The organism is Winogradskyella haliclonae (genome assembly GCF_014635865.1).
GTDB lineage: Bacteria > Bacteroidota > Bacteroidia > Flavobacteriales > Flavobacteriaceae > Winogradskyella > Winogradskyella haliclonae.
Map to the genome: position 1 here is coordinate 594304 of NZ_BMDQ01000001.1, position 26931 is coordinate 621234.

Genomic DNA, 26931 nt, shown 5'->3' on the forward strand with positions numbered 1-26931 from the left:
ATTTTGGTGAAAATTGGCGACATAGAATTAGGCGAATTTCCGTTGCTCTTGGCCCCGATGGAGGACGTAAGTGACCCGCCGTTTCGTGCCTTGTGCAAAGAACAGGGAGCTGATGTGGTTTATACGGAGTTTGTCTCTAGCGAAGGTTTAATACGTAATGCTGCGAAAAGCGTTATGAAACTCGATATCTACGAGAAAGAGCGGCCGGTTGGTATTCAGATTTTTGGTGCCAATATGGAAAGCATGTTGCAAACCATTGATATTGTCGAGAAATCTAAACCAGACATCATAGATATTAACTTTGGTTGCCCTGTAAAAAAGGTAGTCAGCAAAGGTGCGGGCGCAGGTATTTTAAAAGATATCTGCTTAATGGAGAAGCTCACTGCCGAAATGGTAAAACGTACAAACCTGCCTGTTACGGTAAAAACACGTTTAGGCTGGGACCATGATTCCATTAAGATAGTAGAAGTTGCCGAACGATTACAAGATGTAGGTATAAAATCTATTGCTATTCATGGACGTACTAGAGCACAGATGTATAAAGGTAATGCAGATTGGAAACCCATTGCCTCTGTAAAAAACAACCCTCGTATGCACATACCGGTGTTTGGAAACGGTGATGTAAATACTCCCGAAAGTGCTGTAAAAATGAGAGACGAATACGGTTTAGATGGCGCTATGATTGGTCGTGCCACCATAGGTAATCCTTGGTTTTTTAAACAAGTAAAACACTTTTTTAAAACAGGAGAACATTTCAGACCAATTACAATGCAAGAACGTGTAGAAGCTGCGCGAAGACATCTACAAATGTCAATTGATTGGAAGGGCGAAACTCTTGGTGTCTTTGAAACAAGACGCCATTATACAAATTACTTTAAAGGTATTCCTGATTTTAAACCATATCGCATGAAAATGGTTACCAGTGATGATGCTAAAGACGTTTTTGCTGCTTTTGATGAGGCCTTAGAGAAATTTGGACATCACCAGTTTGTCTAGGCAACTGTTTTAATCAAGTTCTTAGTAATTCTCTGAGAAGCTAATTTTGAAGCAATTATTCCTAATCCAAAAATAGTAACTATCACCACTACAATATTCATTATCTCTAATTTTACTGGATAAGGAAACTCTGGAGTTAGCATTACCCATTCTAGTTTTACTTGAGAGTATATAACTATTAGGCCAATGACTATGCCTATTATTCCGCTTAAAATAGTCATTAAGCTTCCTTGTAAAAAGAAAATTGATTTAATGAGTTTTGGCTCAGCACCCATATTAAATAAGGTGTTTAAGGATTTCTTTTTATCTAAAATCATCATGATTATCGCACCGATAACATTAAATAGAGAAATGATAATGACTAGGGTAAATATGAGATAAACCGCTAGGTTTTCGGTATTCAACATTTTAAACAATGCATCGTTAAGTTGTGCTCTATTCTTAATAAGAAACCGATTTGGAAAAGCCAATTCTATTGAGTTTCTAATTGCATTCTCATCAGCTTCAGGATTTAATTTAAATTCCATAGCACTGATTTGAGTGGGCTTATAGTTTAATAAAGAACGTGCTAACTCAATGTTTGAGAACACATATTCGTTATCTAAATTTTCATTCACATTAAAAAGTCCAACATTTGTCACTACTTCAGAATTAAAATAACTTGTACGATTACTGCCTTGACCTTTGCCTGGTTTTGGCACATAAATGGTCAATGGTTTTAAAAAATTAAACACTCCAAAAGACAAATTGTTAGATATTCCCCAGCCAGAAACGACATCATTGCTTTCTGGACTAAGCCATTGCCCCTTAGATACCATGCTATCTATTTGCGTTACTTTTAAATAATTTTCATCCACACCTTTAAGTGTCGCCAAAAGGTTTTTGTTTTCAGATTTTATAACAATACGTTCTTCTATTATTTTTGATATGGCCTGAACACCGTCAATACCTCTAAGTGTATGCCATTCATTTTCGGAAAGTTGAAATGATTTACCTTCTATAGGTAAAATTTTTAAATCTGGGTCTGTGAAATTTGAAAAATCTAAACTATAGTCTTTTAATCCTGCAAAAACGGATAGTACAATTAATAATGCTGCCGATGCTACTATAACACCACCAGAAGCAATAAGGCTCATGATATTAATAGCATTATTACTGCTTTTAGAAAACAGATATCGCTTAGCGATGTAAAATGAGGTATTCATTAATTACAGTCTCGGCATAAAATTAGACATAAAACAACTGTAATAGTTATGAATTTAAGAAGAATTAAGATTTTTTTCTTCGATCTAATAAATCTTCATCTTTAATAGGATTTTCTTCTCCTTTTAAAGAGCGTTCAATATTATCTATATACTCTAAAGAATCGTCAATAAAAAACTCTAAGGTTGGCATACGTCTTAATTGATGGCGTGTGCGCTGAGCCAATTCATGACGAATTAACGGTGTATTAGAACGAATGCCTTTTAGTAATTCTTGGCCTTCTTTATTTGGAAATATACTAAGATACACTTTAGCAATAGACAAATCTACTGTAACACTAACCTTAGTTACTGATATGATAACGCCTTTTAATCCACCTTCAGAAGCAGCGCGTTGCAAAACATCAACTAAATCTTGTTGAAGAATTCCTGCTATCTTTTTTTGTCTATTACTTTCCATTTTGCAAAAGTATATGTTATTTAAGTATTATAGTATTTTTACACTACAAAATTAAAGCCATAATGAATAAAATAGAACATATTGGTATTGCTGTCAAAAACTTAAAAGATTCTAACAGCTTATTTGCCGCTCTTTTTGGAAAAGAACATTATAAAATTGAAGCCGTTGAAAGTGAAAGCGTGATGACGTCATTTTTTAAGTGTGGTCCTAATAAAATTGAATTATTACAAGCCACATCAAAAGATAGTCCAATAGCAAAGTTTATTGAAAAAAAGGGAGAAGGTATTCATCATATCGCTTTTGCTGTTGATGATATTGAAGACGAAATAGAAAGGTTGCAGAGAGAAGGTTTTAAAATGATACACGATAAACCAAAAAAGGGTGCTGATAATAAGTTGATTGCTTTTTTACATCCAAAATCTACAAACGGCGTACTTATTGAGTTGTGCCAAGATATTGATGATTAAATTGGTTTAATTTTCTTGTAGAGTATTAAAATATATAGTAATATTGCACACTCTTTACAAGTAAAGAGCGTTGGCAAAGCCATCAGGTCCTATAGCTCAGTTGGTTAGAGCACCTGACTCATAATCAGGTGGTCCATGGTTCGAGTCCATGTGGGACCACAAATTTTAAAAGACCTTAGCATTAAGCTAAGGTCTTTTTTGTTTTATAAAAACACTTAAATGTTAACTATTAACAATTTGATAATTATTAATGTTGATAGCTTTTTATTTTCTTAAACATATTATCTAACAATTATAATATTTTAGCTGTAGCTATTAATCAAAATTCAATTGTAAGAAAATAAATACAAAAATAAAAATTTAAACAAAAAAAGTGTTTTTTATCGGATTTTTTTACGTTTAAAAGGTGTTTTTTAGGGCTTAAAATTTTGTTGACATACTTTTTTTTATACATTTGCGTTAGTCTTTTATAATAAATATGAAGATTGCCTCAATAATTTATAACTTAATCTTGCTAGTTCAAACTGGTCCTTGTGCTGGTTGCCCAAGTGGTACACCGTGTGCTCCATGTTGTTTTGACCCTATGCCTTGTGGTGGTGGTCCACCTCCACCTCCTGGTTTCCCTATAGACAATTATATATTTTTCTTGTTTTTTGCGGCTTTAGCTTTTGGTATATATACCATTAAAAAAAGACAAAACAGCTTATTGTCTTAAATCTTTTAAGCGTTTTACATACTTTCCGATAACATCAAACTCTAAGTTTACATGACCTCCTGCTTTCAAATCTTTAAAAGTAGTATGCTCATAAGTATATGGTATTATAGCTACAGAAAACTCATTTACCTTCGAATTAACCACGGTAAGACTAACCCCATTAACGGTAATAGATCCTTTTTCAATGGTTATATTGTTTAAAACTGTATCGTATTTAAACGTGTAAGACCAGCTACCGTTTTCTTCATCAACTTTTATACATGTTGCGATTTGGTCTACATGCCCTTGTACTATATGACCATCTAATCGGTCTCCTAGTTTCATGGCGCGCTCTAAATTTACAATGTCTCCTACCTTAAGTTCACCAATAGTGGTTTTATCCAGGGTTTCTTTTATAGCTGTTACAACATATTCGTCATTATGAATTGAGACGACAGTTAGGCAAACACCATTATGAGCAACACTTTGATCTATCTTTAGTTCACTCGTAATACTACTTTTAATTGTAAGATGTAAGTTGTCTTTATCTTTTTGAAGTGCTATTACAATACCTAATTCCTCAATAATACCAGTAAACATAATTCTATTTTATAATGGTTAAATTTGCGATGTAAAGTTAAGGACAAAAAAGCACTAAGCTTATATCCGTAATAATATTAAAATTCCTTTTGTGAAAAAAGAAGACATTATAAAAGTAGGTATCTCTATAGGTGACCTCAACGGCATCGGGTCAGAAATTATATTAAAAACATTTGAAGATTCGCGATCGTTAGACTTGTGTACTCCAGTAATATTTGCCTCATCAAAAGTGATGAATTTCTTTAAAAAACATTTTTCAAGTAAAATAAACTTTTATGAAATAAACTCAATCAATCAAATCGTTCATGGAAAAGTCAATGTCTTAAACGTTTGGAAGGAAGGGGTCAATGTTCAGTTTGGAAAAGAAGACAAAAAAATAGGTGAATACGCTATTAAATCGCTTCAAGCCTCTGTGACTGCATTAAAAGATGGGCAAATAGATGTTTTGGTTACTGCACCTATTAATAAACACAATATACAATCGGATACTTTTAAATTCCCTGGACATACCGACTATCTCAATCAGCAATTACAAGGCGACAGTCTTATGTTTATGATTTCAGAAAACCTAAGAGTAGGTCTATTAACGGACCATGTCCCTGTAAAAGATGTACCTAGCTACATTACTGAAGAGTTAATACGCCAAAAAATAACAACTGTTTCTACATCACTTAGACAGGACTTCGCGATTAGTAAGCCAAAAATTGCTGTTCTTGCTGTTAATCCTCATGCTGGTGATAATGGTGTTATTGGTAATGAAGATGACAACGTATTAAGACCTGCTTTAGAGAAATTAAGAAAAGAAGGCGGGTTGGTTTATGGGCCGTATTCTGCGGATAGTTTTTTTGGCTCTAACAGTTATCAAAAATTTGATGCAGTTATAGCATCATATCACGACCAAGGACTTATTCCTTTTAAGACCATCACCTTTGGTAATGGTGTTAATTTTACTGCCGGCTTAAATAAAGTACGAACCTCTCCAGATCACGGAACTGCATATGAAATTGCGGGAAAAGGTGAGGCTGATGAAAGCTCTTTTAAACGTGCTATGTTCACAGCTATTGAGATATACAGAAAGCGACGAGATTATAATTTTTACTCTAAAAACCCTCTAAAGAAAATGTCTCGTTAGATATTAACATTTTTTGTTGATATCTAGGCTCCTATATAGAAAAAAGTATTATATTTGCACGCTCAAAATGAATGTGATAATGAAAGCAATGAAAGCGTATACAATACAATTTGTAGGGCTAAAAGTAGGAGAGCACCATTTTGATTATCAAATTGATAATACGTTCTTTTTAGAATTTGATTTTGATGAATTTAATGAGGCCGACCTTAAAGTGGATCTTCTTTTTGAAAAGAAAACAACACTTTTAGAGTTAAACTTCAGTGTCAAAGGCACCGTTAATGTTAACTGCGATGTTTCTAATGAACCTTTTAATCAAAGTATTAAAGATACATTTAAGCTAGTGGTTAAATTTGGTGAAGAGTATAACAATGACAATGAAGAGATATTAATTATCCCTCATGGAGAATATCAAATTAATGTTGCTCAGTACATCTATGAACTTATTGTTTTAGCTGTGCCAGCAAAAAAAGTTCATCCCGGAATAGAGGATGGTACATTAAAATCTGATATATTAAATAAATTAGAAGAATTAAGTCCCGAAGAAGGCAAAACAGAAGAAAACAATACCGAGGGTACAGATCCTCGTTGGGATACATTAAAAAAACTATTAACGGATAAATAACATTTAAAATGGCACATCCAAAACGTAAAATATCTAGAACAAGAAGAGACAAAAGAAGAACACACTATAAAGCAACTGTTCCTCAAATTGCAACTTGCCCTACAACTGGTGAGCCTCACCTTTACCATAGAGCACACTGGCATGAAGGTAAACTTTATTACAGAGGTCAAGTTCTTATAGACAATTCTGCTGAAGAAGAAAATTTAGCATAACTATTATGCACGCATATAATAAAACGCCCACTTTTGGGCGTTTTTTTTGTTTTATTGCTTCTAATCGTTCAAAAACCACTTAATTTGCATAATTATTTGCTTAAAATGTCGAAAAATGACAAAAATGAACGATTTTTAGCTGATTTTTCGATAGTTTTAATTAATCTAAACGCTAATAATGAGTAAAATCACAGCGGCTATAACAGCTGTAGGAGGCTATGTGCCTGATTTCGTTTTATCTAACCAGATTTTGGAAACAATGGTTGATACTAATGACGAATGGATTACTACACGTACAGGAATTAAAGAAAGACGTATTCTTAAAGAAGAAGGCAAAGGCACTTCTTTTTTAGCAATAAAAGCAGCAGAAAATCTTATAGAAAAAAGAGGTGTCGACCCAAAAGAGATTGATTTAGTTATCGTTTCTACAGCAACACCTGATATGAAAGCAGCTTCTACTGCTGCATATACAGCCACCAAAATTGGTGCTGTAAACGCTTTTTCTTATGACTTAGAAGCAGCTTGTTCAAGCTTTTTATTTGGTATGTCAACTGCGGCTGCCTATATAGAATCTGGCCGATATAAAAAAGTGTTACTCATAGGCGCAGATAAAAATTCATCATTTATCAATTATAAAGATCGCGCTACATGTATCATTTTTGGAGATGGTGGTGGCGCTGTTCTTTTCGAGCCCAACGAGGAAGGTTTAGGGCTTCAGGATGAATTACTCAGAAGCAATGGTGAAGGAAGAGAGTTTTTGAGGGCTCAATATGGCGGATCCTCCTACCCAATTACTGCAGATACATTTAATGACGGTTCACACTACGTTTTTCAAGATGGTAAAACCGTTTTTAAAAATGCCGTTTTTAATATGGCAGATGTAGCGGAGCGAATCTTAAAAAAGAATAACCTCACTAACGCTGATGTTAATTGGTTAGCTGCTCACCAAGCAAATAAGCGTATTATAGATGCTACAGCTAACAGAATTAACCTTAAGGAAGATAAGGTAATGATGAATATACAGAGGTACGGAAACACAACTTCTGCTACCCTACCACTTTTATTAAACGATTACGAATCACAGCTTAAAAAGGGTGATACAATAATATTCGCTGCTTTTGGCGGCGGATTTACTTGGGGGTCTATTTATTTTAAATGGGCCTATAACTCATAAAAACTAACTAATTATAACAACTGAATAACTATGGATTTAAAGGAAATTCAAAACTTAATTAAGTTTGTTGCTAAATCTGGCGCAAGTGAGGTTAAGTTAGAAATGGACGATGTTAAAATTACTATTAAAACTGGCTCAGAAAATGAGACAACTATCGTTCAACAAATGCCTGTTGCTGCAGCTCCTATGATGCCACAAGCAGCTCCGATTGCAGCTTCTACACCAGCAGCTGAAACTCCTGCCCCTGCAGCCCCTGCAGCATCAGACGATTCTAAATATATTACAATAAAATCACCAATAATTGGTACTTTTTACCGTAAGCCATCTCCAGACAAACCTGTTTTTGTTGAAGTTGGTTCCGATATTAAAGAAGGTGATGTGTTGTGTGTCATCGAGGCTATGAAGCTTTTTAATGAAATTGAATCTGAAATCTCAGGTAAAATTGTAAAAGTGCTAGTAGATGATTCATCTCCTGTAGAATTTGATCAACCTTTGTTCTTGGTTGACCCATCATAACAATTGAAAATTCCAATCCACAAATCCCAAACCCAATTCTTGGAATTTGGTGCTTGGAAATTGAATTTTTAAATTAAAAGTTATGTTTAAAAAAATATTAGTTGCCAATAGAGGAGAAATAGCACTTCGTGTTATTAGAACCTGTAAAGAAATGGGCATCAAAACTGTAGCTATCTATTCTACAGCAGATGCAGATAGTTTGCCGGTGAAATTTGCCGATGAAGCCGTTTGTATTGGTCCAGCACCAAGTAACGAGTCTTATTTAAAAATGGCAAATGTAATTGCTGCTGCAGAAATTACTAACGCTGACGCTATACATCCTGGCTATGGTTTTCTGTCAGAAAATGCAAAATTTTCTAAAATTTGTGAAGAGCACGATATCAAATTTATTGGGGCTTCTCCAGAAATGATTGACCGCATGGGAGACAAGGCAAATGCCAAAGCCACTATGAAAGCTGCTGGTGTGCCATGTGTGCCCGGTAGTGATGGTGTTATTGAAGATTATAAAGAGTGTGAAAAGCTTGCTAAAGAAACAGGTTATCCGGTAATGCTTAAGGCCTCTGCTGGTGGTGGTGGAAAGGGTATGCGTGCGGTTTGGAAGCAGGAAGACTTAAAGGACGCTTGGGATTCTGCAAGACAAGAATCAAAGGCCGCTTTTGGAAATGATGATATGTACATGGAAAAGCTTATAGAAGAGCCGCGCCATATAGAAATCCAAATCGTAGGAGACTCTACGGGTAAGGCTTGTCATTTGTCTGAGCGTGATTGTTCTGTACAAAGACGTCATCAGAAATTAACAGAAGAAGTGCCCTCTCCTTTCATGACAGACGCATTACGAAAAAAAATGGGAGAAGCTGCTGTAAAAGCTGCAGAATACATTAAATATGAAGGCGCAGGAACTGTTGAATTTCTAGTGGATAAACACCGTAATTTCTACTTTATGGAAATGAATACACGTATCCAAGTAGAGCATCCAATTACAGAACAAGTTATTGATTTTGACTTGATTAGAGAGCAAATTAAAGTGGCTGCAGGTATTCCTATTTCTGGAAAACACTATACGCCAAATTTACACTCTATTGAGTGTAGGATTAATGCTGAAGATCCTTATAACGACTTTAGGCCTTCTCCTGGTAAGATTACTGTTTTACATGCGCCAGGCGGACATGGTGTGCGTTTAGACACACATGTATACGCTGGTTATAGTATTCCGCCAAATTACGACTCAATGATTGCGAAGTTGATTACTACAGCGCAAACACGTGAAGAGGCTATTAATAAAATGAAAAGAGCTCTAGACGAGTTCGTTATCGAAGGTATTAAAACCACAATTCCTTTTCATAGAGAGTTGATGGATCACCCTGATTATTTAGCGGGTAATTATACTACTAAATTTATGGAAGATTTTGAAATGCCTGAAGAAGATAATTAAAAAAAGCCCTCAAATTGAGGGCTTTTTTATGCGTTTACTTTTTCTATATCAATAGGCTTTCCTAGATAAACTAGTTTCCAGTTTTCACCAATGTCTTTAGCCAGATTGTTATCCGAGGATATAATAATTAATTCGTCATTACTGTCTTTTAAAAATATTGGAATGATATCTTTATCAGACTTAGTTAATTCAATTATGCTATTATAATGCTCCTTGTTGTCTAATAGAATTTCTTGAATGCTAGGATAGTTTTTACTCACATTCATTAAAGATTCATAGTCGTCTGTATGAGAAAATAAACCTTCTTTCGGGTTGTTGTTTTCATCTCGCATTTCATCTTTAGAAACTAGGCGAAATGCACCATTTTCTCCAAACTGTTTGCTGAACTTTGTTATAGCATATCTGTTAATATCTGGACTGCCCGTTAAGGCCATTAAATAACCCACGTCATTTAGTTCAATATTATCCGACAAAGTGTTAGAGTAAATATCTGTAGAAATAGCATCTAACCCCATTTCCTTAGCTTTTTCAATATTAGTTTGATTACTGTCAATTAGCACCACATTTCTATTATTCGCATCTAAATAATGAGCCAATAAACGAGATACTTTAGAGGCGCCAACAATTAAAATTCCATCAGATTTAGTTAAAAATACACCTACTGCTTTAGCAAAAAGTCTAGCAGTTGTGGCGTTAAGTAAAACAGTTCCTAAAACAATCATAAATACCAACGGCGTAATATATTCTGCACCTTCAACGCCTTGTTTTATAAGTTTGCTACCAAATAAAGAAGCTATTCCAGCTGCCACAATTCCTCTTGGTCCAACCCAACTCACAAAAAGACGTTCATTTATATTTAAACTAGATTTATGTGTGCTTGCAAAAACCGCTAGCGGTCTTATTATTAAAACCACTACCAAGAATAGAACAGCGGTTTTCCAATTGTATAACAGGTATAAATCTTCAATATTGATATTAGCAGCTAAAAGAATGAATAAAATTGAAATCAGTAACACACTAAGCGATTCTTTAAAATACAGTAATTCTTTGAGGTTTTCTAATTTACTGTTTCCTAGTACCATTCCCATAACTACAACTGCTAAAAGTCCTGATTCATGAGCAAAAATTTCAGATTCTACAAAAACAAGAAGCACGACTGAAAGCGAAACAACATTCAATAAGTAGTGAGGAATTAATTTTTTATTAATCGCAAAAGCTAATCCGTGAGCAAATGTAAATCCAAAGGTTGTTCCAAATAAAACGATTTTTCCAAACTCCATAAAAGCAGTTTTAGTAAAACCACTATCGCCTTCAACACTTATAAATTCAAAAACTAAAACGGCTACTAATGCGCCTATGGGGTCAATTAAAATACCTTCCCACTTCAATACAGCAGATATATCTTTCTTTAGGGGAATATTTCTTAAGATGGGTGTTATTACTGTTGGTCCAGTAACTATAATTAATCCTGAAAACAAAAAAGAAAGTTCCCAACTTAAACCAAATAAAAAGTGTGCTGCTAAACCAGCTCCAAAAAAAGTTATAACTGCGCCCACGGTAATTAGCTTAGTTATAACGGGCCCAACATTTTTCACTTCATTCCTCTTGAGTGTTAAGCCTCCTTCAAATAAAATTATGCTGATAGCTAAGGACACAAAGTAGTATAGGCTTTCCCCAGGAAATAAACCTTTTTTGCCGTTCCATATAGGCTCTATCCATTTTTGCTTATCATCAGATAAAAACTCCGCGGCAATTGGCCCAACCAATAATCCTACTAAAATTAATGGTAAGATGGCTGGAATTTTAAGTCGCCAAGCTACCCACTGTGCTAAAATTCCTAAAATTATAATACCTGCTAGTTCAATCATTTTATTTTGGTAAGGTTAAATCATAAAATTATAAATATACATTAAAAACATCGGAAATAGAGAACTAACCCACACCATAGAAAATGGTAATAAACTCTTAAGTTTATGGTTCATCTGGGGCATATTTCTTATTTTCGTTTCCTATGAATTTATACCCTATTGAAGCTGGAAATTTTAAACTTGATGGTGGCGCCATGTTTGGCGTGGTTCCAAAATCACTTTGGCAGCGCACAAATCCAGCTGATGGTAATAACATGATAGATATCTCAGCTCGTTGTTTGTTAATCGAGGATGGTGGTCGCCTTATCTTAATCGATACCGGAATGGGCAATAAGCAGAGCGAAAAATTTTATGGTTACTATCATCTTTGGGGTAATCACTCTATAGATAAATCACTAGCGTCTTTTGGGTTTCATAGAGATGATATTACTGATGTATTCATGACACATTTGCACTTTGACCATTGTGGGGGAAGCATCCAATATAATAAAGATAGAACTGTTTTAGAACCGGCTTTTAAAAATGCTCATTTCTGGAGCAACAAAGACCATTGGGTATGGGCAACCTCCCCTAATAGACGAGAAAAAGCATCTTTTCTAAAAGAAAACATATTGCCTATGGAAGAAAGTGGACAGCTTAAGTTTACCTCACTTCCAAACAATTCTATTTTAAAAAATTCTGAATTGGGTTTTGATATTTTCTTTGCCAATGGGCATACTGACAAACAAATGATACCTATGATAAACTATAATGGTAAAACCATATGTTTTATGGCAGATCTTCTGCCAACAGTCGGTCATTTACCAATTCCGTTTGTTATGGGTTACGACACTAGACCTTTATTAACTCTAGATGAAAAAGAACAGTTTTTAAATCTAGCCGCAAACAATAATTATTATTTATTTTTAGAGCATGATGCTCATAATCCTATTATAACCGTAAAACACACTGAAAAAGGTGTTAGACTAAACGAAACATACACTTGTAAAGACATTTTCTAAACTAAATATATTATGAAATACAATAAAAAACTCTTAATTGCTCATACATTTTTAGCTTCTATTTTGGTTGGCTGCGGTGGAGCGCCTCTTATTTCTACTCCAATAGAAAATATAGACACTTCTCCTTTAAAAGTTGCTGAATTAACTAAAGCTGAAAAAGAAAATTGGGGACATCTCGATCTTGAAAAAGATACAATTCCTGGAATGGGTGTTGACCGTGCTTATGCAGAAGTTATCAATGGTAAAAAAGGTAAAAAAGTTATTGTAGCTGTTATAGATTCTGGGATTGATATCGATCACGAAGATTTAAATGGTGTTATTTGGACTAATGAAGACGAAATCCCAAATAATGGAAAAGATGATGATAATAATGGATATGTTGATGATATCCACGGCTGGAATTTCTTAGGGAAAGCTTATAATGAACAATTAGAATATGTGCGCCTTATTGCTTCTGGCAACACTAATAGTCCAAGATATGCTGAGGCAGAAAAGCTTCATACAGAAGAATATAATACCTGGTTGGGTAGAAAAACTCAATATGATCAGATTTATCAACAGCTTTTAAGTAATGACGAAATATTATCTAACCATCTTGGTAAAAAAGATTACACAAAAGAAGATGTTAATGGCATTAATTCTACGGACCAAAAAGTACAGGGTGCGGTGCAGTTTGCTAAATTTATTTATTCTAATGGAATAGATTCGATGGCTGATGCTAAAAAAGAACTAGCTGATGCTCTTGAAAGTATTAACGATCAATTAAATTATAATCTTAATAAAGATTTTAAAGGTCGTAAAACGGGAGATAATCCTGATGATTTTAATGATAATCCTGGTTATGGTGACGGTAACGTAAAGCCGGTTAAAAAATCAGAGAGTCATGGTACGCATGTAGCTGGTATTATTGCAGCCGAACGCAATAATGGAAAAGGCGCAAACGGTGTTGCTAATAATGTGGAGATTATGTCTATTAGAGCCGTGCCTAATGGAGATGAGTATGATAAAGATGTAGCAAAAGCAATACGTTATGCAGTAGATAATGGCGCAACTATTATTAATGGTAGTTTTGGTAAGTCTTTTTCTCCGCATAGTGATTGGGTAAGAGAGGCTATAAAATATGCTGCAGACAAAGATGTATTAATTGTACACGCTGCTGGTAATGATAGTAAAGATATCGATGTGGAGCCTAATTTTCCTGCGGATAATATCAATGGAAAAGAAGTGGCCGACAACTACATATCTGTAGGAGCCTTAGCTCCAAAATACGGAAGCGGAATGGTTGCTGGTTTTTCTAATTATGGTGATAAAAATGTAGACGTTTTTGCTCCAGGTGCACAGGTTTACTCTACAACTCCTGAAAATGAATACGATACAAAAGGTGGAACTTCAATGGCCGCTCCCGCTGTAGCCGGTGTTGCTGCTTTAATACGTTCTTACTACCCAAAACTATCAGCTGTGCAAGTTAAAAATGTTATTCTTGATAGTGGGTTACCACTAACCACAAAGGTGGTTGTTGGTGGAGATGCGGAAAATGTACAACCGTTTTCAAATTTGTCTAAAAGTGGGCGTATAGTAAATGCTTTTAACGCATTAATTATGGCTTCAAAATTATAGTTTGTTTATGAAAAATTTTATTTCAACCCTAGCTATTGCTTGTGTTTTAATGTCTTGTGATAGCTCAAAAGAAGCGGTTCAAAATAACACTTCTCAATCAGTAACAACCAGTAATTCTAACAGTTACTGGCAACAACATGTCGATTATAAAATGTATATCGACATGAACACAAATAATTACCAATACAAAGGCAATCAAACATTGGTGTATACAAATAATTCACCAGATGTGTTAAATCGCGTGTATTATCATTTGTATTTTAATGCTTTTCAGCCTGGTAGTGAAATGGATGTGAGGTCTCGATCAATTTCTGATCCAGATCCTCGTGTCGGAGATAGAATAAGTAAACTGAAGCCTAATGAAATAGGTTATATAAAAGTAAATTCGTTATCTCAAAACGGAACAGTATTAAGTTATGAGACTGTCGGAACTGTTTTAGAGGTAAAACTTAACAAGCCGATACAGCCTGGAGAAAAAGTGACTTTTAAAATGGATTTTGATGCACAAGTGCCTGTTCAAATTCGTCGTTCTGGTAGAAACAATGCTGAAGGTGTGGCGCTATCTATGACACAATGGTATCCTAAATTAGCGGAATACGATGACGAGGGCTGGCATGCAGATCCATACATAGGAAGAGAGTTTCATGGGGTTTGGGGGAATTTTGATGTTTCTTTGACAATTGACAAAGATTATGTGGTTGGTGGAACTGGATATCTTCAAGGGGAACCAACCATCAGTGGTTCTAAAAAAACCATGCGTTTTATAGCACCTAATGTTCATGATTTTACTTGGGCTGCTGACAAGGATTATATTCATGATACTTATAAAATGGCTAATGGGCCAGTTTTAAACTTCTATTACAAAAAAGACTTACCTTCAGAAAATCTTCAAAATTGGAAAAATTTGCAAGCCGATACAGCAAAATTGATGACGTTTTTCTCAGAAAACATTGGAGAATATCCTTATGAGCAATATTCCGTTATTCAAGGTGGTGATGGTGGTATGGAATATGCCATGTCCACCCTAATCACTGGAAAGAGACGTTATGGCAGCTTACTTGGTGTAACAGCCCATGAATTGGCACATACTTGGTTTCAGTTTTTATTAGCCACCAACGAAGCTAAACACGAGTGGATGGATGAGGGTTTTACAAGTTATATTTCTGCTTTAGCCATGAACGAATTACGTGATAAACCAAGAGAAAATCCTACTTCTGGTTCTTACCGCGGTTATTTAGGTCTTGCTAAATCTGGTGTTGAGCAACCTTTAACAACTCATGCTGATAGATATAATCTAAATGGGGCTTATGGCGCTTCTGCTTATAGCAAAGGTGCTGTTTTTATTGCGCAATTAGGTTATGTTATTGGTGAAGATAATTTGAAAAAAACATTAAAAAAGTATTACAAAGATTTTGCGTTTAAGCATCCTAAACCAATGGATATTGTAAGAACAGCAGAAAAAATCACAGATTTTGAATTGGATTGGTATCTCATTGATTTTGCACAAACAACTAATACAATTGATTATGGTGTTAAATCTATAAACGGTTCTACAGTGACTTTAGAACGCATAGGTCAAATGCCAATGCCTTTAGATGTAAGTATAACATATGCTGATGGTTCAAAAGAAGATTTTTATATTCCATTACAAATGATGCGTGGCGAAAAACCAACCAAAGCTACTGTAACTACAGATTGGGCTTGGGCCTATCCAACTTACGATTTAAAAACATCTAAAAATGTAAAATCTATCGAAATTGACCCATCACAAATGATGGCTGATATAGATAGAGCTAATAATGTTTCAAGTTTATAATTAAAAATTAATCATATACTTAATATAAAGAGGCGTCTTATGGGCGTCTTTTTTATATCAATACTTTTCATACAAGTGGTTTGTATTATATTTACTTTACTAAACCTATTGAATGAATTTTAGCTATTCAAAAAAAGATAAACTTAAAAGCAAAAAGCTTATAGAGTTGCTTTTCTCAGAAGGAAAAGCAATAACGGTTTTCCCCTTGCGCTTGGTTTATCTACAAACAACATTTGACGATACCTCAATTCTAAAAACTGGTGTCTCTGTGAGTAAACGTATGCATAAAAACGCGGTTGACAGAAACAGAATAAAACGCCTAATGCGAGAAGCTTATAGGTTGAATAAGTCAAAATACTTTAACAAAAGTTCAACATCGTACGCTTTTATGATTTTGTACATTAGTAAAGACAAAACAACTTTTGAAGAACTAGATACAACAACAAATCTTCTTTTTCAGAAATTTTTAAAACATACATCTAAAGATGAAACGGTTTCTAAATAAAAAAATAATTCTTCCAATAGCCCTTGTAGTGGTATTTGTAAGTTCCACAGCTTTCAACTCTAATTTTTTTGAGATAGCAAAGCAAATAGAGATTTTCACAACCATGTTTAAGGAATTAAACATGAATTATGTCGATGATACTAATCCTGGTGATTTAATGGATACTGCTATTAAGAGTATGCTTAATGAGCTGGACCCCTACACAAAATTTTATAACGAGCAAGATGTACAGTCTTCAAGAATTAATAATGCTGGGGACTATACCGGTATAGGTGCAAAAGTAAGAACCTTAAAGGATAAGTTAGTAATTGTCGAGCCTTATAAAGATTATGCTGCGGATAAAGCTGGATTAAAAGCTGGAGATGAAATTATTAAAATCGACAATGTAGATATTACAGACTTTAAAGATGACGCTGGCAATCTACTTCAGGGTGCTGCAGGAACTGAAGTAACGTTAACTTATAGAAGGCAAGGTAAAATCAATACCATTAAAGTTATCAGAGAATCCCTTGAAATTAATGCGGTACCACATTACTCTATGATTAATGAAGATACTGGATATATAGTTTTAAGAAAGTTTAATAAAAAAGCGTCTTCTCAAACCATAAAAGCACTTAATTCTCTTAAGAATGTTGGTGCTAAAAAAATTATTTTAGATTTAAGAGGAAACCCTGGTGGCTTACTTAATGAAGCGGTAAACATTGTAAATATTTTTGTGCCAAAAGGACAATTAGTTGTTACCACTAAATCTAAAGTAAAAAAGTACAATAAAACGTATTATACTAAACGAGATCCGGTTGATTTAAATATTCCTGTAGCGGTTTTAATTAATGGTAGATCTGCTTCAGCAAGTGAGATTGTTTCTGGTGCTTTACAAGATTTAGACCGTGCTGTTGTTATTGGTGCGCGGAGTTTTGGAAAGGGTCTTGTTCAACGTCCAAAACCATTAACTTATGGTACGCAAATGAAGATTACCATCTCAAGATATTACACGCCATCTGGTCGTTGTATTCAGGCTTTGGATTATTGGAATAGAGATGAAAAAGGAAATGCTACACGCACTAAAAAAGAAAACTATAAGGCTTTTAAAACTAAAAAAGGTCGTGCAGTTTTTGATGGTGGTGGTGTGCAACCGGATATAGAAATTGCTGAATCTAAACAAACCCCTATTACCAAGGCTATTGAAAATGAAAATTTGATTTTTGATTTTGCCACTGAGTATTTTTATAAAAATAAAATTTCAGACTTAAATGGATATACATTTTCTAGTTCTGATTTTGAAGCTTTTAAAAATTATTTGAAGAAGAACAACTTTAATTTTGAGACAAAGACAGAAAAAGCGCTTAGTGAAGCTATAGAGGTTGCTAAAGAAGAAGAATTAAACAATACTATTACTTCAGAGTACAACCAATTGGTTTCTGCATTAGAAAACTACAAAACGTCTGCTGTTAATAAGGATAAGGAAAAATTATCATTGCTTTTAAGAGATGAAATTATTAAACGCTACTTCTATTCTGAGGGGCTTTACGAGTATTATAAAGCCAATAACACCGAAATAAAGAAAGCATTAGATATTCTTTCAAACCTATCTAAATACAATAAGATTTTAAACTAAATATCTAAATTTTATATATTTATAAAGCGGATAAGCTGTAAATCTTAGCTTAAAAGTTAAGACTTGTGGTCTAAACCCTTTATAATGAAAAAGTTATTTTTTCTTGCTTTTTTTGGTTTTCAAGTGGTAATATCTCAAACCGAGATAAAACACATTGTTTATTTTGAAACAGATAAATACTCTATTCCTGAAACAGAAATGCATAGACTTCTTCTCTTCCTAGATGATATAGAGTCTGTGGATATACATAAGATTTCTATTTACGGTTTTTGTGATGATAGAGGTAGTCATTCCTATAATATGGTACTCTCTCAAAATCGCGCCAATGTTATTAAAGAGGTTTTAACTAATAACGAATTTGACGAATCTCTAATTACCAATACAGATGGTAAGGGCGAATTATTACTTCGTATCATAAAAGAAAACGAGGTAAAAAGAATTAGAGGTCTTAATAGAAAAGTAGAAATTATAGTATCTCCAGTTTTTCCTGCTAGAAAGAACAATTTCGATTCTAAAAAATTGGAAACAATTTTAAGTGGAGACTTAAAAGTTGGCGATAAAATATTGTTAGAAAACTTATTGTTTGAGCGTGGTTACAGCTACTTAATTCCTGAATCTAAAGTGATATTAAGTAAAATTGCGTCCATTTTAGTAAAACGTAGTGATGTTTATTTTACAATTGAAGGCCATGTCTGTTGCACAAGTGGAGAAAGAGATGCTATTGATGGTAAGACAAAAAAAAGAAACTTGTCTTATGCGCGTGCAAAATATATTTATGATTACTTAGCAAGTAAAGGGGTTAGTAGACATAGAATGAAATATATAGGTATGAAGCGTAAGTTTCCTTTAGGTGGCCCTCAAAGACTTGACCGTCGTGTGGAATTTTTAGTTACAAAAGTTGGGCATTAACCTAACTTTTCTTCATTTTTATATGTGGAATTCCGTCTTCTAAGTATGTCTTTCCTGTTTCAAAAAAACCTAAATTATTATAAAAGCGTTTTAAGTAAACTTGTGCAGAAATTAATATAACCTCTGTATTATAATGGTTTTCTATAGCTTTCATGGAGGCTTTCATTATATCGTAACCATATTTATGCTGTCGTTGATTTTCGGCAACCACTACCCTACCAATACTAGCCTCATTAAAATAATCTCCAGGTTTAAAAATACGTGTATAAGCTACAAGGTTTTTGTTCTTATAACCCAAAACATGCAATGCTCTTTGATCTTTACCATCAATATCTTGATAAACACAATCCTGCTCAACAACAAAAACCTCACTTCTAAGTTGAAGCAAATCATATAATTCTTGTGTATTAAGTTCTGAAAATTGTTTTATAGAAGTCTCTAACATTAAGTTATTTATTAAGTTGTGACAAACTTAAGCTAAAAAGAAATTAGGATAAAAAAACCTTGAGTATATCTACTCAAGGTTTAATCTGTCAAGTATAATTAATCCCCATTAAATTATACTTATTAATCTAACTATAAAGTGTTTAAAATGGTATCTAAAAAAACTTCAATTATTCACTATTTATATTATTAGATTAAAGTAATACGATGCTAAATTAACCAATGGAATAGCAATTATAAAATAAAAGCTATTAAATACTATTTTTTTTGATTACATGTTTATTTTCAATCTTATATATCTAGCAACTCATAGGTATTTTATTAACTCTATTTTGGTGTCGACCGCCTTCAAAGTCTGTGTCTAAAAATGTATCTACCATTTTTAATGCTTGTGGTATCGCTGTATAACGTGCAGGAATACAAATAATATTAGCATTATTATGCTGCCTTGTGAGTTCTGTTATTTCATTCATCCAACAAATCCCAGCTCTTACATTAGGATATTTATTTGCTGTCATAGCTACACCATTAGCAGAACCACAAATAAGAATCCCAAAATCTACTTTATTGTCATTAACATCTTTTGCTACAGGATGTACAAAATCTGGATAATCTACACTATCAAACGTATTTGTTCCGTAATTCTTTACAGTAATCCCTTTTGATTCAAGATGTTTTATAATAGCTTGTTTATAATCAGGACCAGCATGATCATTACCTATAGAAATTGTCATTTTTTGTTTTTGTTTTTTTATTAGTGTAAAGTTACGATTATTTCAAATTGGTTAATAGGGTTATTCATTACTTGTTAATAAGTGTTGACAAGTATTTAGAAGTAAAATTTTATTTATTCAATAAAAATTACAAACCAGAATTAGTTTTACAAAACCAAAAAAGTTAGACTTAAATTTTAGATAAGTTATCAGATAAAAAAAAGAATCTACTAACATAGAATTTTAAAAGACTTATTAAAAATAATACGTTAATTTAGGTTATTAACAACTGTGAATAGTAAATCAAAAAACACTGAATTATAAGTCTTTAATTATCTTATAACATGTTAATAGAAAATAGTAAGTCATTTTTACAACTAACACTATAAAAAGTTATACCGCTATTAACAGTCTATAATAACCATCATTTTTATTTTAAATTTTTAAAAAGAAAAAATGTATAATAGTATAATTGTGGAAAACTGTAATTTTTAATTGATTTAACTTTAATTAAACATGGTTAAAAATTAATACCTTAGCTTTGTACCAACTTAATATAATTTACTTCGCCTGATATTAAGTGTATTATAGATAGAATTCCTGACACTTTCAGGAAAATGAAAATGACAAATAATTAAATGACAAAAAAAAGAAAAAAGAAATCCAAGAAGGGGATTTCAAACCTTACTAATACAATTCTAAGTATTCTAAAAAAAGAACGAAATAAATCCTTTAACTACAAACAGATTGCAGCCATACTTGGTGTTAATGATGCTAGTAGTCGTAATCAAATTATAAAAACCTTAGCTAAACTTACTGCGAGACAAGAGATAGAACAAGTAGACCGTGGAAAGTATAGAGCTATTGTTACTGCAGAATATTACACTGGTATCTTAGATCTTTCCGCTAAAGGAAATGGTTATGTTATATCAGATGATTTTGAAGACGATGTGTTTATTGCATCAAACAATATTAACAAAGCTTTAGATGGTGATGAAGTAGAATTTTATGCTTACAAACGAAGAAGACTAGGAAAACTAGAAGGAGAAATAACCAATATTCTTAAACGAGCTAAAACAGAGTATGTAGGTACTATTCAAATTCAAGACAAAAAGAATTTTGCTTTTGTAGTTACGGATAGTAGTAAAATGTACAAAGACATTTTTGTACCCATTAATAAAATTAATAAAGCAGATGACGGTGATAAGGTACTTGTTGCTCTTGCCGATTGGCCAGAAAAAGCAGATTCTCCTTATGGTAAAGTCCTTAAAGTTTTAGGTAAACCTGGAGAACATAGTACTGAGATACATTCTATTTTAGCTGAGTATGGTTTGCCAGCAGAGTTTCCTTATGAAGTAGAGGACTATGCTAACAATATTGATATTTCTATTAAGGAAGAAGAGATAAAAAAGCGTCGTGACATGCGTAAAGATTTAACTTTTACCATTGATCCAAAAGATGCAAAAGATTTTGATGATGCTTTATCGTTTAAGGTTTTAGAAAATGGAGATTATGAAATAGGCATCCATATTGCAGATGTATCACACTACGTAAAACCAGATACAATCTTAGATGATGAAGCTTATGAGCGCGCCACTTCAATCTATCTAGTAGATCGTGTAGTACCAATGCTTCCAGAACGTCTATCTAATGGCGCGTGCTCTTTACGTCCTCATGAAGAAAAGTATACGTTTTCTGCAGTATTTAAAATGAATGCAAAATGCGAAATTAAAGACGAATGGTACGGACGAACAGTTACGTATTCTGATGCACGTTTTGCTTATGAAGAAGCACAAGCGATTATAGAAAATAATCCAAATATTACTTTAGATTCTATCAATAATTCTAAAATAGATACAACTATTCCTAAAGAAGTGTCTTTAACAGAAAAAGAATATAAAACACAACCTGAAATTGCTGAAGCGGTATTGGTTTTAGATAGATTGGCTAAAAAAATGCGCTCGCAACGTATGCGAGAAGGTGCTATTTCTTTTGATAAAGTTGAAGTAAAGTTCAATTTAGATAGCGACGCAAATCCTGTTGGTGTATTTTTTAAGACAAGTAAAGATGCAAATAAACTCATTGAGGAGTTTATGTTATTAGCTAATCGAAAAGTATCAGAATTTATAGGAAAGCAAAAACCAAAAAAGACCTTTGTTTATCGTGTTCATGATGAGCCAGATGAAGCAAAACTTGCACAACTTCAAAATGTAGTTAGTCGTTTTGGTCATAAACTTAATTTTAAAGATAAGGCTAGTGTGTCTTCTTCATTAAATAATTTATTAAAAGATGTGGTTGGTAAAAAAGAGCAAAATCTTGTAGATACACTAACAATCCGTACGATGTCTAAAGCAGAATATACGACGCATAATATCGGACATTATGGATTGTCTTTTGAATATTACAGTCATTTTACATCACCAATTCGTCGTTATCCTGATGTAATGGCGCATCGTTTATTACAACACTATCTCGATGGAAACAAATCCGCTAATGAAGAGATTTATGAAGAAAAATGTCGTCATAGTAGCGATATGGAAAACTTAGCAACAAAAGCAGAGCGAGATTCTATCAAATACATGCAAATTCGTTTTATGCAAGACCACCAAGACGAAGAATTTACAGGTGTTATTTCTGGTGTTACTGATTGGGGTATTTATGTGGAAATCATTTCTAATAAATGCGAAGGTATGGTTAGTGTTCGAGATATGAATGACGATCACTATTATTTTGACCAAGACCATTATGCAATGATTGGTAAAAACACAAATATGATATATCAACTTGGTGATGAGGTCATTGTTAAAGTTAAGAACACAGACTTAGTGAAAAAACATCTAGATTTCTTTATGGTTGGTAAACCACAAGAATAAACGCTATCTGTAACAAAACCATAATATCTCAGACAGATATAGAAACGATAAATTTCTATAAATTATGAAAACAGATACCTGTTCCGCTTGTGGTTCTACAAGAATAATGCATGACATGAGAATTATAGATTTTGGTCATGGTAATGTTAAAAAAGATTTGTCTGTTGAGATTAAAACAACAGATAGAGTTCTTTTTAATAAATTTGAAAAAGGCGCCTTAAAAGCACAAATATGTGGTTCTTGCGGTAAAGTAGATTTGTCTATAAATGACCCACAAGAGTTGTGGCAAGCTTATCTTAAAACAAAAACATTATAAAAACTATGATATTAACAACGACAAATACGATTGAAGGTTTTAAAATTGCAGATTATTTAGGTATTGTAACTGGTGTTGCTATTAACGACCAAACATTAGCTTCAGGATTTAGCACTTCAAAATATTATAAAAAACTTCAAGATAGTGTGGATGTTGTAAAAGAAAAAGCGTTTCAATCTTTAACAGAAAATGCTAAAGCTCTAGGCGCTAATGCCATAGTAGGTATTAAAATAGAAATAGAATTAACTACTACAAATTACCCAATGGTCTCAGTCACCGGAACTGCAGTTAAAGTAATGGTCTGATTATGAATCCTAGCACAAAAGCCATTCTTATTTCGTTACTTATTTTTCTAGGAATCTTTATTCTGGTATTACTATTTTTTAAAGGTATATTAGGTTTAACTGAAGGTCCAGTTGCTGGAATGATTTCAGCGGTAATAGCCGCTCTTTTTTCACCAAGACGGACAATTATTAATAAACAATCTGGAAAAGAAGTACAGTTAAAATGGTTTTTTAGTGACCGAATTTATATCATTAAATAATTAAATATGTAACAGTTCGTTTTTAGTATTATCTGTATACTTATAAAATTAAAGCAAAATGAAAAAAGCAATAACCATTATAGCATTTGTAATAAGCACACTAGTATGTGCACAAAGTCCAATTGTAAAAGATGTTGGCGAATTTAAAGAGCTTAAAGCCTTTGATTTAATTAATGTCACCATGATTAAATCAGATGAAAACAAAATAGTTATAGAAGGCGCAAATAGAAGAAATGTACAAGTCATTAATAAAAACGGAAAACTTAAAATCCGCATGGAATTAGAAGAATCTTATGATGGTAACGACACACAAGTGATGCTACATTACACATCAGTAGATATTATAGATGCTAATGAAGGCGCAAACATCAAAGTTAAAGGCACGATAGAGCAATTTGATATTAAATTTAAGGCCCAAGAAGGTGGAGAAATTACAGCGGATGTCAAAGCATCATACACAGATGTTAGAGCAGTTACTGGAGGTGTTGTCAATCTTACAGGGCAATCCAAAAATCAAGATGTCACTATTTATACCGGCGGTGTATTTAATGGTAAAGAATTTAAAACAGAAAACACCGAAGTATCGATTAATGCTGCAGGTGAAGCTGAGATTAATGCTTCAGAATTTGTTGAGGTTAGAGTCAGAGCAGGTGGAGATGTTTATATCTACGGAAACCCAAAAGAAATTGACGAAAAACGTGTCCTTGGTGGCCGTATAAAACGCATGTAAACAACCTTTCTTGTTCGTAATATCTTTACTACATTTGTGTAAACCATCAGTGTTTACATGTTTGACGATATATTAACAGCCATTCCCTTTGGAATCATACTTGCCTTTACCATTGGACCAGTCTTTTTTGTGCTCTTAGAGACGAGCGCTACAAAAGGATTTAAAAGCGCGTTAATATTTGATTTAGGTGTTATATTAGCCGATGTTGTTTTTATTCTTTTAGCATTTTACAGTACAAATAAAATTGTAGAAAAAGTAAAAGACGACCCTAGTTTTCTAATTTTTGGTGGGGTACTACTTATAGTTTATGGCATTATTTCTTTTATCAAAACGTCCAAGTCTTTTCGAGCCATTGTTAGAGAATACCATAAAGTCGAAATCCAGAAAGACTACGGAAAACTATTTATCAAAGGCTTTTTACTCAATTTTATAAATATCGGTGTGCTTTTAGGTTGGTTGGGTTTTATTGTTATAGGTACGTCTTTAACCACCTCAGAAAACGGCACATTTATTTTTATTACAACAATGCTAACCACGTATTTTGTTGTAGACTTATTTAAGATTGCTGCTGCAAAACGACTACGAACAAAATTAACGCCAAGACGTATTTTTAAAACCAAAAAAATTGTAGCATTAGCAATCCTAGGCTTTGGAATTTTACTATTAACTCAAGGTCTTTTCCCAGAAATGTATGAGAAAAGCAAGGAGCAAATAGAAAAAATTAATCCTGTAAGGCATTAATAAAACAACATTTCTACACCACATATATTTTTTTGCAACCGAAATTCCTATCAGGAACTTTGTTTCGACATATTTGCTATCTTAGGTCACGTACTAGAAAATTATCCAAAGACCTAGCATGAACTCAACTCAAAAAGCAAGTTTAAGAAGCAAACTGTTCCGTCACCTTGATGGTATTGTTATTTCGCCCACTGCTTATACCTTAAAAGAACACGGTGTAACAGATTATTTACTACAAAACAAAGCAGCAACCCTTAAGGAGCTTACAACAAAATTCAAGGCAAACGAAGGCTATTTAAATATTGCATTAAGAGGGCTTTGTTCTCAAGGCTGGCTTGTTCAAAATGTTGATAATAAAAATGATGCTATTAGTTATCAAACCAATGAAGCATCTGAAATAGCGTTCAATTATTTTCACTTGTATAAGGATGTTACAGACTTATTAAAAATGTCTGAGAATTACCATCCAAGAAAATTTGAAATTGAACCATTTCTGAAACTGGAACGCATTTACAATAAGTACAAAACCAACTATGGTATTCAGTTATCTAAAAATGAGCTTCAAAGACAAATAGAGGAACAAATCCTAGCACATATCGAAGGTGTTATCGTTGGGCCAACTATTGTCTATTTAGGTATTACAGGCATGTTTCATAAGTATTTTATGGAATCGAGATTTAAAGCTGAAGAGTTCTACCAAAACCATCAAGAGTTTAATAAACTACTTATAATCCTCACGGAATTAGGTTGGTTTGATCAAAAAAATGGCTCTTATTCATTTACTGATTTTGGATTGTTTTTTGCAAAAAGAGCCAGTGCATATGGTGTTACAGTATCTTATAAACCCACACTTTGCAAATTAGACAACCTAATATTTGGTGATCCATTAATACTTAAAAAGCAATCTACAGCATCTGAAGAAAAACATGTCGATCGTGAAATGAATATTTGGGGAAGCGGTGGTGCTCATAGCGCCTATTTCAAGGTTGTAGACCAAATTATAATCGACCTTTTTAACAAACCAATAGACCAACAACCTCAAGGCGTTCTTGATATGGGATGTGGTAATGGTGCTTTTTTAAAGCATTTATTTTCAGTTATAGAGAATCAAACCTATCGAGGCTCTATTTTAGATGAATATCCTTTAAAAATAATAGGAGTAGATTATAACGAAGCAGCACTCAAAGTGACTAAGAAAAACCTTATTCAAGCAGACATATGGGCGAAGATTATTTGGGGAGATATTGGTGACCCTAATCGTTTAGCTGAAGACCTAGAGAAAAATTATGATATTGATATAAGAGAATTACTCAACGTAAGAACCTTTTTAGATCATAATAGAATTTGGAAACACCCTAAAAACAAACCCTCAAGAGTAAGCATGTCAACCGGTGCATATGCTTTTGAGGGCGAAAGAATCAATAATAATTTAGTTGCAGAATCATTAAAAGAGCATATTGGTAAATGGACACCTTATGTCAAAAAATTTGGTTTATTACTAATTGAGCTGCATACCGTCAATCCAGAATTGGTTGCACAAAACTTAGGGAATACGGCTGCCACTGCTTATGACCTAACACATGGATATTCTGATCAATATATACTAGAGTTGGATGAGTATTTAAACGTAATTCAAGACGCCGGTTTAGCTCCTGATATGAGTAAGTTTAGAAAATTCCCTGATTCTGACTTTGCTACAGTGTCCATTAGCTTGTTAAAAAATTAAGAAGAC

At 33.4% G+C, this 26931-nt stretch carries 28 protein-coding genes and 1 tRNA gene; 23 read left to right on the forward strand and 6 right to left on the reverse strand.

What is annotated here, in order from left to right:
- Positions 1-3 precede the first annotated feature (3 nt).
- Positions 4-996 carry a tRNA dihydrouridine synthase DusB gene (dusB, locus tag IEV10_RS02695; RefSeq protein WP_188373153.1) on the forward strand — a complete coding sequence of 331 codons (993 nt, stop codon included), beginning with the start codon at positions 4-6 and terminating at the stop codon, positions 994-996.
- Here the strand turns inward: dusB and IEV10_RS02700 are convergent.
- Together IEV10_RS02700 and rbfA are read right to left on the reverse strand one after the other, a co-directional pair.
- A complete protein-coding gene (locus tag IEV10_RS02700; RefSeq protein ID WP_188373154.1) occupies positions 993-2201 on the reverse strand; it encodes an ABC transporter permease in 1209 nt (402 codons plus the stop codon). The two genes, dusB and IEV10_RS02700, sit on opposite strands and share 4 nt — an antisense overlap.
- 64 nt (positions 2202-2265) lie before the next feature.
- Positions 2266-2658 carry a 30S ribosome-binding factor RbfA gene (gene rbfA / locus IEV10_RS02705; protein ID WP_188373155.1) on the reverse strand — a complete coding sequence of 131 codons (393 nt, stop codon included), beginning with the start codon at positions 2656-2658 and terminating at the stop codon, positions 2266-2268.
- 62 nt (positions 2659-2720) lie between these two features.
- Between rbfA and mce the strand changes: the two genes are divergently transcribed.
- The 3 genes from mce to IEV10_RS14475 all read left to right on the forward strand — a co-directional run bounded on the left by mce (position 2721) and on the right by IEV10_RS14475 (position 3840).
- Positions 2721-3125, forward strand: coding sequence for a methylmalonyl-CoA epimerase (gene mce / locus IEV10_RS02710; RefSeq protein WP_188373156.1), 405 nt, complete (start codon positions 2721-2723; stop codon positions 3123-3125).
- Between the two features lie 85 nt (positions 3126-3210).
- Positions 3211-3284: transfer RNA gene (locus IEV10_RS02715), tRNA-Ile, on the forward strand.
- A gap of 319 nt (positions 3285-3603) precedes the next feature.
- Positions 3604-3840, forward strand: coding sequence for an Fjoh_0651 family PID-CTERM protein (locus tag IEV10_RS14475; RefSeq protein WP_503827305.1), 237 nt, complete (start codon positions 3604-3606; stop codon positions 3838-3840).
- Here the strand turns inward: IEV10_RS14475 and IEV10_RS02720 are convergent.
- Positions 3829-4419 (reverse strand): riboflavin synthase, encoded by a 591-nt coding sequence (locus tag IEV10_RS02720; RefSeq protein ID WP_188373157.1) that lies wholly within the window; start codon positions 4417-4419, stop codon positions 3829-3831. The genes IEV10_RS14475 and IEV10_RS02720 overlap by 12 nt on opposite strands.
- 91 nt (positions 4420-4510) lie before the next feature.
- Between IEV10_RS02720 and pdxA the strand changes: the two genes are divergently transcribed.
- The 6 genes from pdxA (at position 4511) to accC (ending at position 9507) form a co-directional block, all read left to right on the forward strand.
- Positions 4511-5551, forward strand: coding sequence for a 4-hydroxythreonine-4-phosphate dehydrogenase PdxA (gene pdxA, locus IEV10_RS02725; RefSeq protein WP_188373158.1), 1041 nt, complete (start codon positions 4511-4513; stop codon positions 5549-5551).
- Between the two features lie 79 nt (positions 5552-5630).
- The gene (locus IEV10_RS02730) at positions 5631-6173 is read left to right on the forward strand and encodes a YceD family protein (RefSeq protein WP_188373159.1); all 543 of its coding nucleotides are present in this window, start codon (positions 5631-5633) and stop codon (positions 6171-6173) included.
- Positions 6174-6181: 8 nt separating this feature from the next.
- Positions 6182-6385: a 50S ribosomal protein L32 gene (gene rpmF, locus IEV10_RS02735; RefSeq protein ID WP_132704896.1), complete on the forward strand. Its 204-nt coding sequence runs from the start codon at positions 6182-6184 to the stop codon at positions 6383-6385.
- Positions 6386-6563: 178 nt separating this feature from the next.
- Positions 6564-7559 carry a beta-ketoacyl-ACP synthase III gene (locus IEV10_RS02740; RefSeq protein WP_188373160.1) on the forward strand — a complete coding sequence of 332 codons (996 nt, stop codon included), beginning with the start codon at positions 6564-6566 and terminating at the stop codon, positions 7557-7559.
- Positions 7560-7589: 30 nt separating this feature from the next.
- On the forward strand, positions 7590-8075 hold the full coding sequence (accB, locus tag IEV10_RS02745; protein ID WP_188373161.1) for an acetyl-CoA carboxylase biotin carboxyl carrier protein: 486 nt from the start codon (positions 7590-7592) through the stop codon (positions 8073-8075).
- A gap of 82 nt (positions 8076-8157) precedes the next feature.
- Positions 8158-9507: an acetyl-CoA carboxylase biotin carboxylase subunit gene (accC, locus tag IEV10_RS02750; RefSeq protein ID WP_188373162.1), complete on the forward strand. Its 1350-nt coding sequence runs from the start codon at positions 8158-8160 to the stop codon at positions 9505-9507.
- A 26-nt stretch (positions 9508-9533) separates the two neighbouring features.
- Here the strand turns inward: accC and IEV10_RS02755 are convergent, their stop codons facing one another.
- Positions 9534-11375 (reverse strand): cation:proton antiporter, encoded by a 1842-nt coding sequence (locus IEV10_RS02755; protein WP_188373163.1) that lies wholly within the window; start codon positions 11373-11375, stop codon positions 9534-9536.
- A gap of 143 nt (positions 11376-11518) precedes the next feature.
- Here IEV10_RS02755 and IEV10_RS02760 point away from each other — a divergent pair, with 143 nt between their 5' ends.
- From IEV10_RS02760 to IEV10_RS02785, 6 genes are all read left to right on the forward strand, one after another.
- Positions 11519-12376 carry an MBL fold metallo-hydrolase gene (locus tag IEV10_RS02760; protein ID WP_188373164.1) on the forward strand — a complete coding sequence of 286 codons (858 nt, stop codon included), beginning with the start codon at positions 11519-11521 and terminating at the stop codon, positions 12374-12376.
- A gap of 12 nt (positions 12377-12388) precedes the next feature.
- A complete protein-coding gene (locus IEV10_RS02765; protein WP_188373165.1) occupies positions 12389-13993 on the forward strand; it encodes a S8 family peptidase in 1605 nt (534 codons plus the stop codon).
- Between the two features lie 7 nt (positions 13994-14000).
- Positions 14001-15809, forward strand: coding sequence for a M1 family metallopeptidase (locus IEV10_RS02770; RefSeq protein WP_188373166.1), 1809 nt, complete (start codon positions 14001-14003; stop codon positions 15807-15809).
- Positions 15810-15921: 112 nt separating this feature from the next.
- On the forward strand, positions 15922-16314 hold the full coding sequence (gene rnpA, locus IEV10_RS02775) for a ribonuclease P protein component (protein WP_188373167.1): 393 nt from the start codon (positions 15922-15924) through the stop codon (positions 16312-16314).
- A complete protein-coding gene (locus IEV10_RS02780) occupies positions 16295-17929 on the forward strand; it encodes a S41 family peptidase (RefSeq protein WP_188373168.1) in 1635 nt (544 codons plus the stop codon). The genes rnpA and IEV10_RS02780 overlap by 20 nt, the downstream gene beginning before the upstream one ends.
- An 84-nt stretch (positions 17930-18013) precedes the next feature.
- Positions 18014-18838, forward strand: coding sequence for an OmpA family protein (locus IEV10_RS02785; RefSeq protein ID WP_188373169.1), 825 nt, complete (start codon positions 18014-18016; stop codon positions 18836-18838).
- Between the two features lies 1 nt (position 18839).
- Here the strand turns inward: IEV10_RS02785 and IEV10_RS02790 are convergent, their stop codons facing one another.
- Positions 18840-19283: a GNAT family N-acetyltransferase gene (locus IEV10_RS02790; RefSeq protein ID WP_188373170.1), complete on the reverse strand. Its 444-nt coding sequence runs from the start codon at positions 19281-19283 to the stop codon at positions 18840-18842.
- A 298-nt stretch (positions 19284-19581) separates the two neighbouring features.
- Positions 19582-20016 (reverse strand): ribose 5-phosphate isomerase B, encoded by a 435-nt coding sequence (gene rpiB, locus IEV10_RS02795; RefSeq protein ID WP_188373171.1) that lies wholly within the window; start codon positions 20014-20016, stop codon positions 19582-19584.
- A 617-nt stretch (positions 20017-20633) separates the two neighbouring features.
- Between rpiB and IEV10_RS02800 the strand changes: the two genes are divergently transcribed.
- From IEV10_RS02800 to IEV10_RS02830, 7 genes are all read left to right on the forward strand, one after another.
- Positions 20634-22868, forward strand: coding sequence for a ribonuclease R family protein (locus IEV10_RS02800; RefSeq protein WP_188373172.1), 2235 nt, complete (start codon positions 20634-20636; stop codon positions 22866-22868).
- A 64-nt stretch (positions 22869-22932) separates the two neighbouring features.
- Positions 22933-23184 carry a hypothetical protein gene (locus IEV10_RS02805; protein WP_188373173.1) on the forward strand — a complete coding sequence of 84 codons (252 nt, stop codon included), beginning with the start codon at positions 22933-22935 and terminating at the stop codon, positions 23182-23184.
- Positions 23185-23189: 5 nt separating this feature from the next.
- Positions 23190-23489, forward strand: a complete 300-nt coding sequence (locus IEV10_RS02810) for a heavy metal-binding domain-containing protein (RefSeq protein ID WP_188373174.1) — start codon at positions 23190-23192, stop codon at positions 23487-23489.
- 2 nt (positions 23490-23491) lie between these two features.
- The gene (locus IEV10_RS02815; RefSeq protein WP_188373175.1) at positions 23492-23728 is read left to right on the forward strand and encodes a hypothetical protein; all 237 of its coding nucleotides are present in this window, start codon (positions 23492-23494) and stop codon (positions 23726-23728) included.
- A gap of 58 nt (positions 23729-23786) precedes the next feature.
- Entirely contained in the window at positions 23787-24458 is a 672-nt protein-coding gene (locus IEV10_RS02820) for a head GIN domain-containing protein (RefSeq protein ID WP_188373176.1), read from the forward strand.
- A gap of 57 nt (positions 24459-24515) precedes the next feature.
- Positions 24516-25199, forward strand: coding sequence for a LysE family translocator (locus tag IEV10_RS02825; protein WP_188373177.1), 684 nt, complete (start codon positions 24516-24518; stop codon positions 25197-25199).
- A 118-nt stretch (positions 25200-25317) separates the two neighbouring features.
- Positions 25318-26925 carry a class I SAM-dependent methyltransferase gene (locus IEV10_RS02830; RefSeq protein ID WP_188373178.1) on the forward strand — a complete coding sequence of 536 codons (1608 nt, stop codon included), beginning with the start codon at positions 25318-25320 and terminating at the stop codon, positions 26923-26925.
- Positions 26926-26931 lie beyond the last annotated feature (6 nt).

Excerpts from the sequence above, each read along its gene's own strand:
- IEV10_RS02700 (WP_188373154.1), bottom strand. The coding sequence starts at position 2,201 with ATGAATACCTCATTTTACATCGCTAAGCGATATCTGTTTTCTAAAAGC.
- rbfA (WP_188373155.1), bottom strand. The coding sequence starts at position 2,658 with ATGGAAAGTAATAGACAAAAAAAGATAGCAGGAATTCTTCAACAAGAT.
- mce (WP_188373156.1), top strand. The coding sequence starts at position 2,721 with ATGAATAAAATAGAACATATTGGTATTGCTGTCAAAAACTTAAAAGAT.
- IEV10_RS14475 (WP_503827305.1), top strand. The coding sequence starts at position 3,604 with ATGAAGATTGCCTCAATAATTTATAACTTAATCTTGCTAGTTCAAACT.
- IEV10_RS02720 (WP_188373157.1), bottom strand. The coding sequence starts at position 4,419 with ATGTTTACTGGTATTATTGAGGAATTAGGTATTGTAATAGCACTTCAA.
- IEV10_RS02730 (WP_188373159.1), top strand. The coding sequence starts at position 5,631 with ATGAAAGCAATGAAAGCGTATACAATACAATTTGTAGGGCTAAAAGTA.
- rpmF (WP_132704896.1), top strand. The coding sequence starts at position 6,182 with ATGGCACATCCAAAACGTAAAATATCTAGAACAAGAAGAGACAAAAGA.
- IEV10_RS02740 (WP_188373160.1), top strand. The coding sequence starts at position 6,564 with ATGAGTAAAATCACAGCGGCTATAACAGCTGTAGGAGGCTATGTGCCT.
- accB (WP_188373161.1), top strand. The coding sequence starts at position 7,590 with ATGGATTTAAAGGAAATTCAAAACTTAATTAAGTTTGTTGCTAAATCT.
- accC (WP_188373162.1), top strand. The coding sequence starts at position 8,158 with ATGTTTAAAAAAATATTAGTTGCCAATAGAGGAGAAATAGCACTTCGT.
- IEV10_RS02755 (WP_188373163.1), bottom strand. The coding sequence starts at position 11,375 with ATGATTGAACTAGCAGGTATTATAATTTTAGGAATTTTAGCACAGTGG.
- IEV10_RS02760 (WP_188373164.1), top strand. The coding sequence starts at position 11,519 with ATGAATTTATACCCTATTGAAGCTGGAAATTTTAAACTTGATGGTGGC.
- IEV10_RS02765 (WP_188373165.1), top strand. The coding sequence starts at position 12,389 with ATGAAATACAATAAAAAACTCTTAATTGCTCATACATTTTTAGCTTCT.
- IEV10_RS02770 (WP_188373166.1), top strand. The coding sequence starts at position 14,001 with ATGAAAAATTTTATTTCAACCCTAGCTATTGCTTGTGTTTTAATGTCT.
- rnpA (WP_188373167.1), top strand. The coding sequence starts at position 15,922 with ATGAATTTTAGCTATTCAAAAAAAGATAAACTTAAAAGCAAAAAGCTT.
- IEV10_RS02780 (WP_188373168.1), top strand. The coding sequence starts at position 16,295 with ATGAAACGGTTTCTAAATAAAAAAATAATTCTTCCAATAGCCCTTGTA.
- IEV10_RS02785 (WP_188373169.1), top strand. The coding sequence starts at position 18,014 with ATGAAAAAGTTATTTTTTCTTGCTTTTTTTGGTTTTCAAGTGGTAATA.
- IEV10_RS02790 (WP_188373170.1), bottom strand. The coding sequence starts at position 19,283 with ATGTTAGAGACTTCTATAAAACAATTTTCAGAACTTAATACACAAGAA.
- rpiB (WP_188373171.1), bottom strand. The coding sequence starts at position 20,016 with ATGACAATTTCTATAGGTAATGATCATGCTGGTCCTGATTATAAACAA.
- IEV10_RS02800 (WP_188373172.1), top strand. The coding sequence starts at position 20,634 with ATGACAAAAAAAAGAAAAAAGAAATCCAAGAAGGGGATTTCAAACCTT.
- IEV10_RS02805 (WP_188373173.1), top strand. The coding sequence starts at position 22,933 with ATGAAAACAGATACCTGTTCCGCTTGTGGTTCTACAAGAATAATGCAT.
- IEV10_RS02810 (WP_188373174.1), top strand. The coding sequence starts at position 23,190 with ATGATATTAACAACGACAAATACGATTGAAGGTTTTAAAATTGCAGAT.
- IEV10_RS02815 (WP_188373175.1), top strand. The coding sequence starts at position 23,492 with ATGAATCCTAGCACAAAAGCCATTCTTATTTCGTTACTTATTTTTCTA.
- IEV10_RS02820 (WP_188373176.1), top strand. The coding sequence starts at position 23,787 with ATGAAAAAAGCAATAACCATTATAGCATTTGTAATAAGCACACTAGTA.
- IEV10_RS02825 (WP_188373177.1), top strand. The coding sequence starts at position 24,516 with ATGTTTGACGATATATTAACAGCCATTCCCTTTGGAATCATACTTGCC.
- IEV10_RS02830 (WP_188373178.1), top strand. The coding sequence starts at position 25,318 with ATGAACTCAACTCAAAAAGCAAGTTTAAGAAGCAAACTGTTCCGTCAC.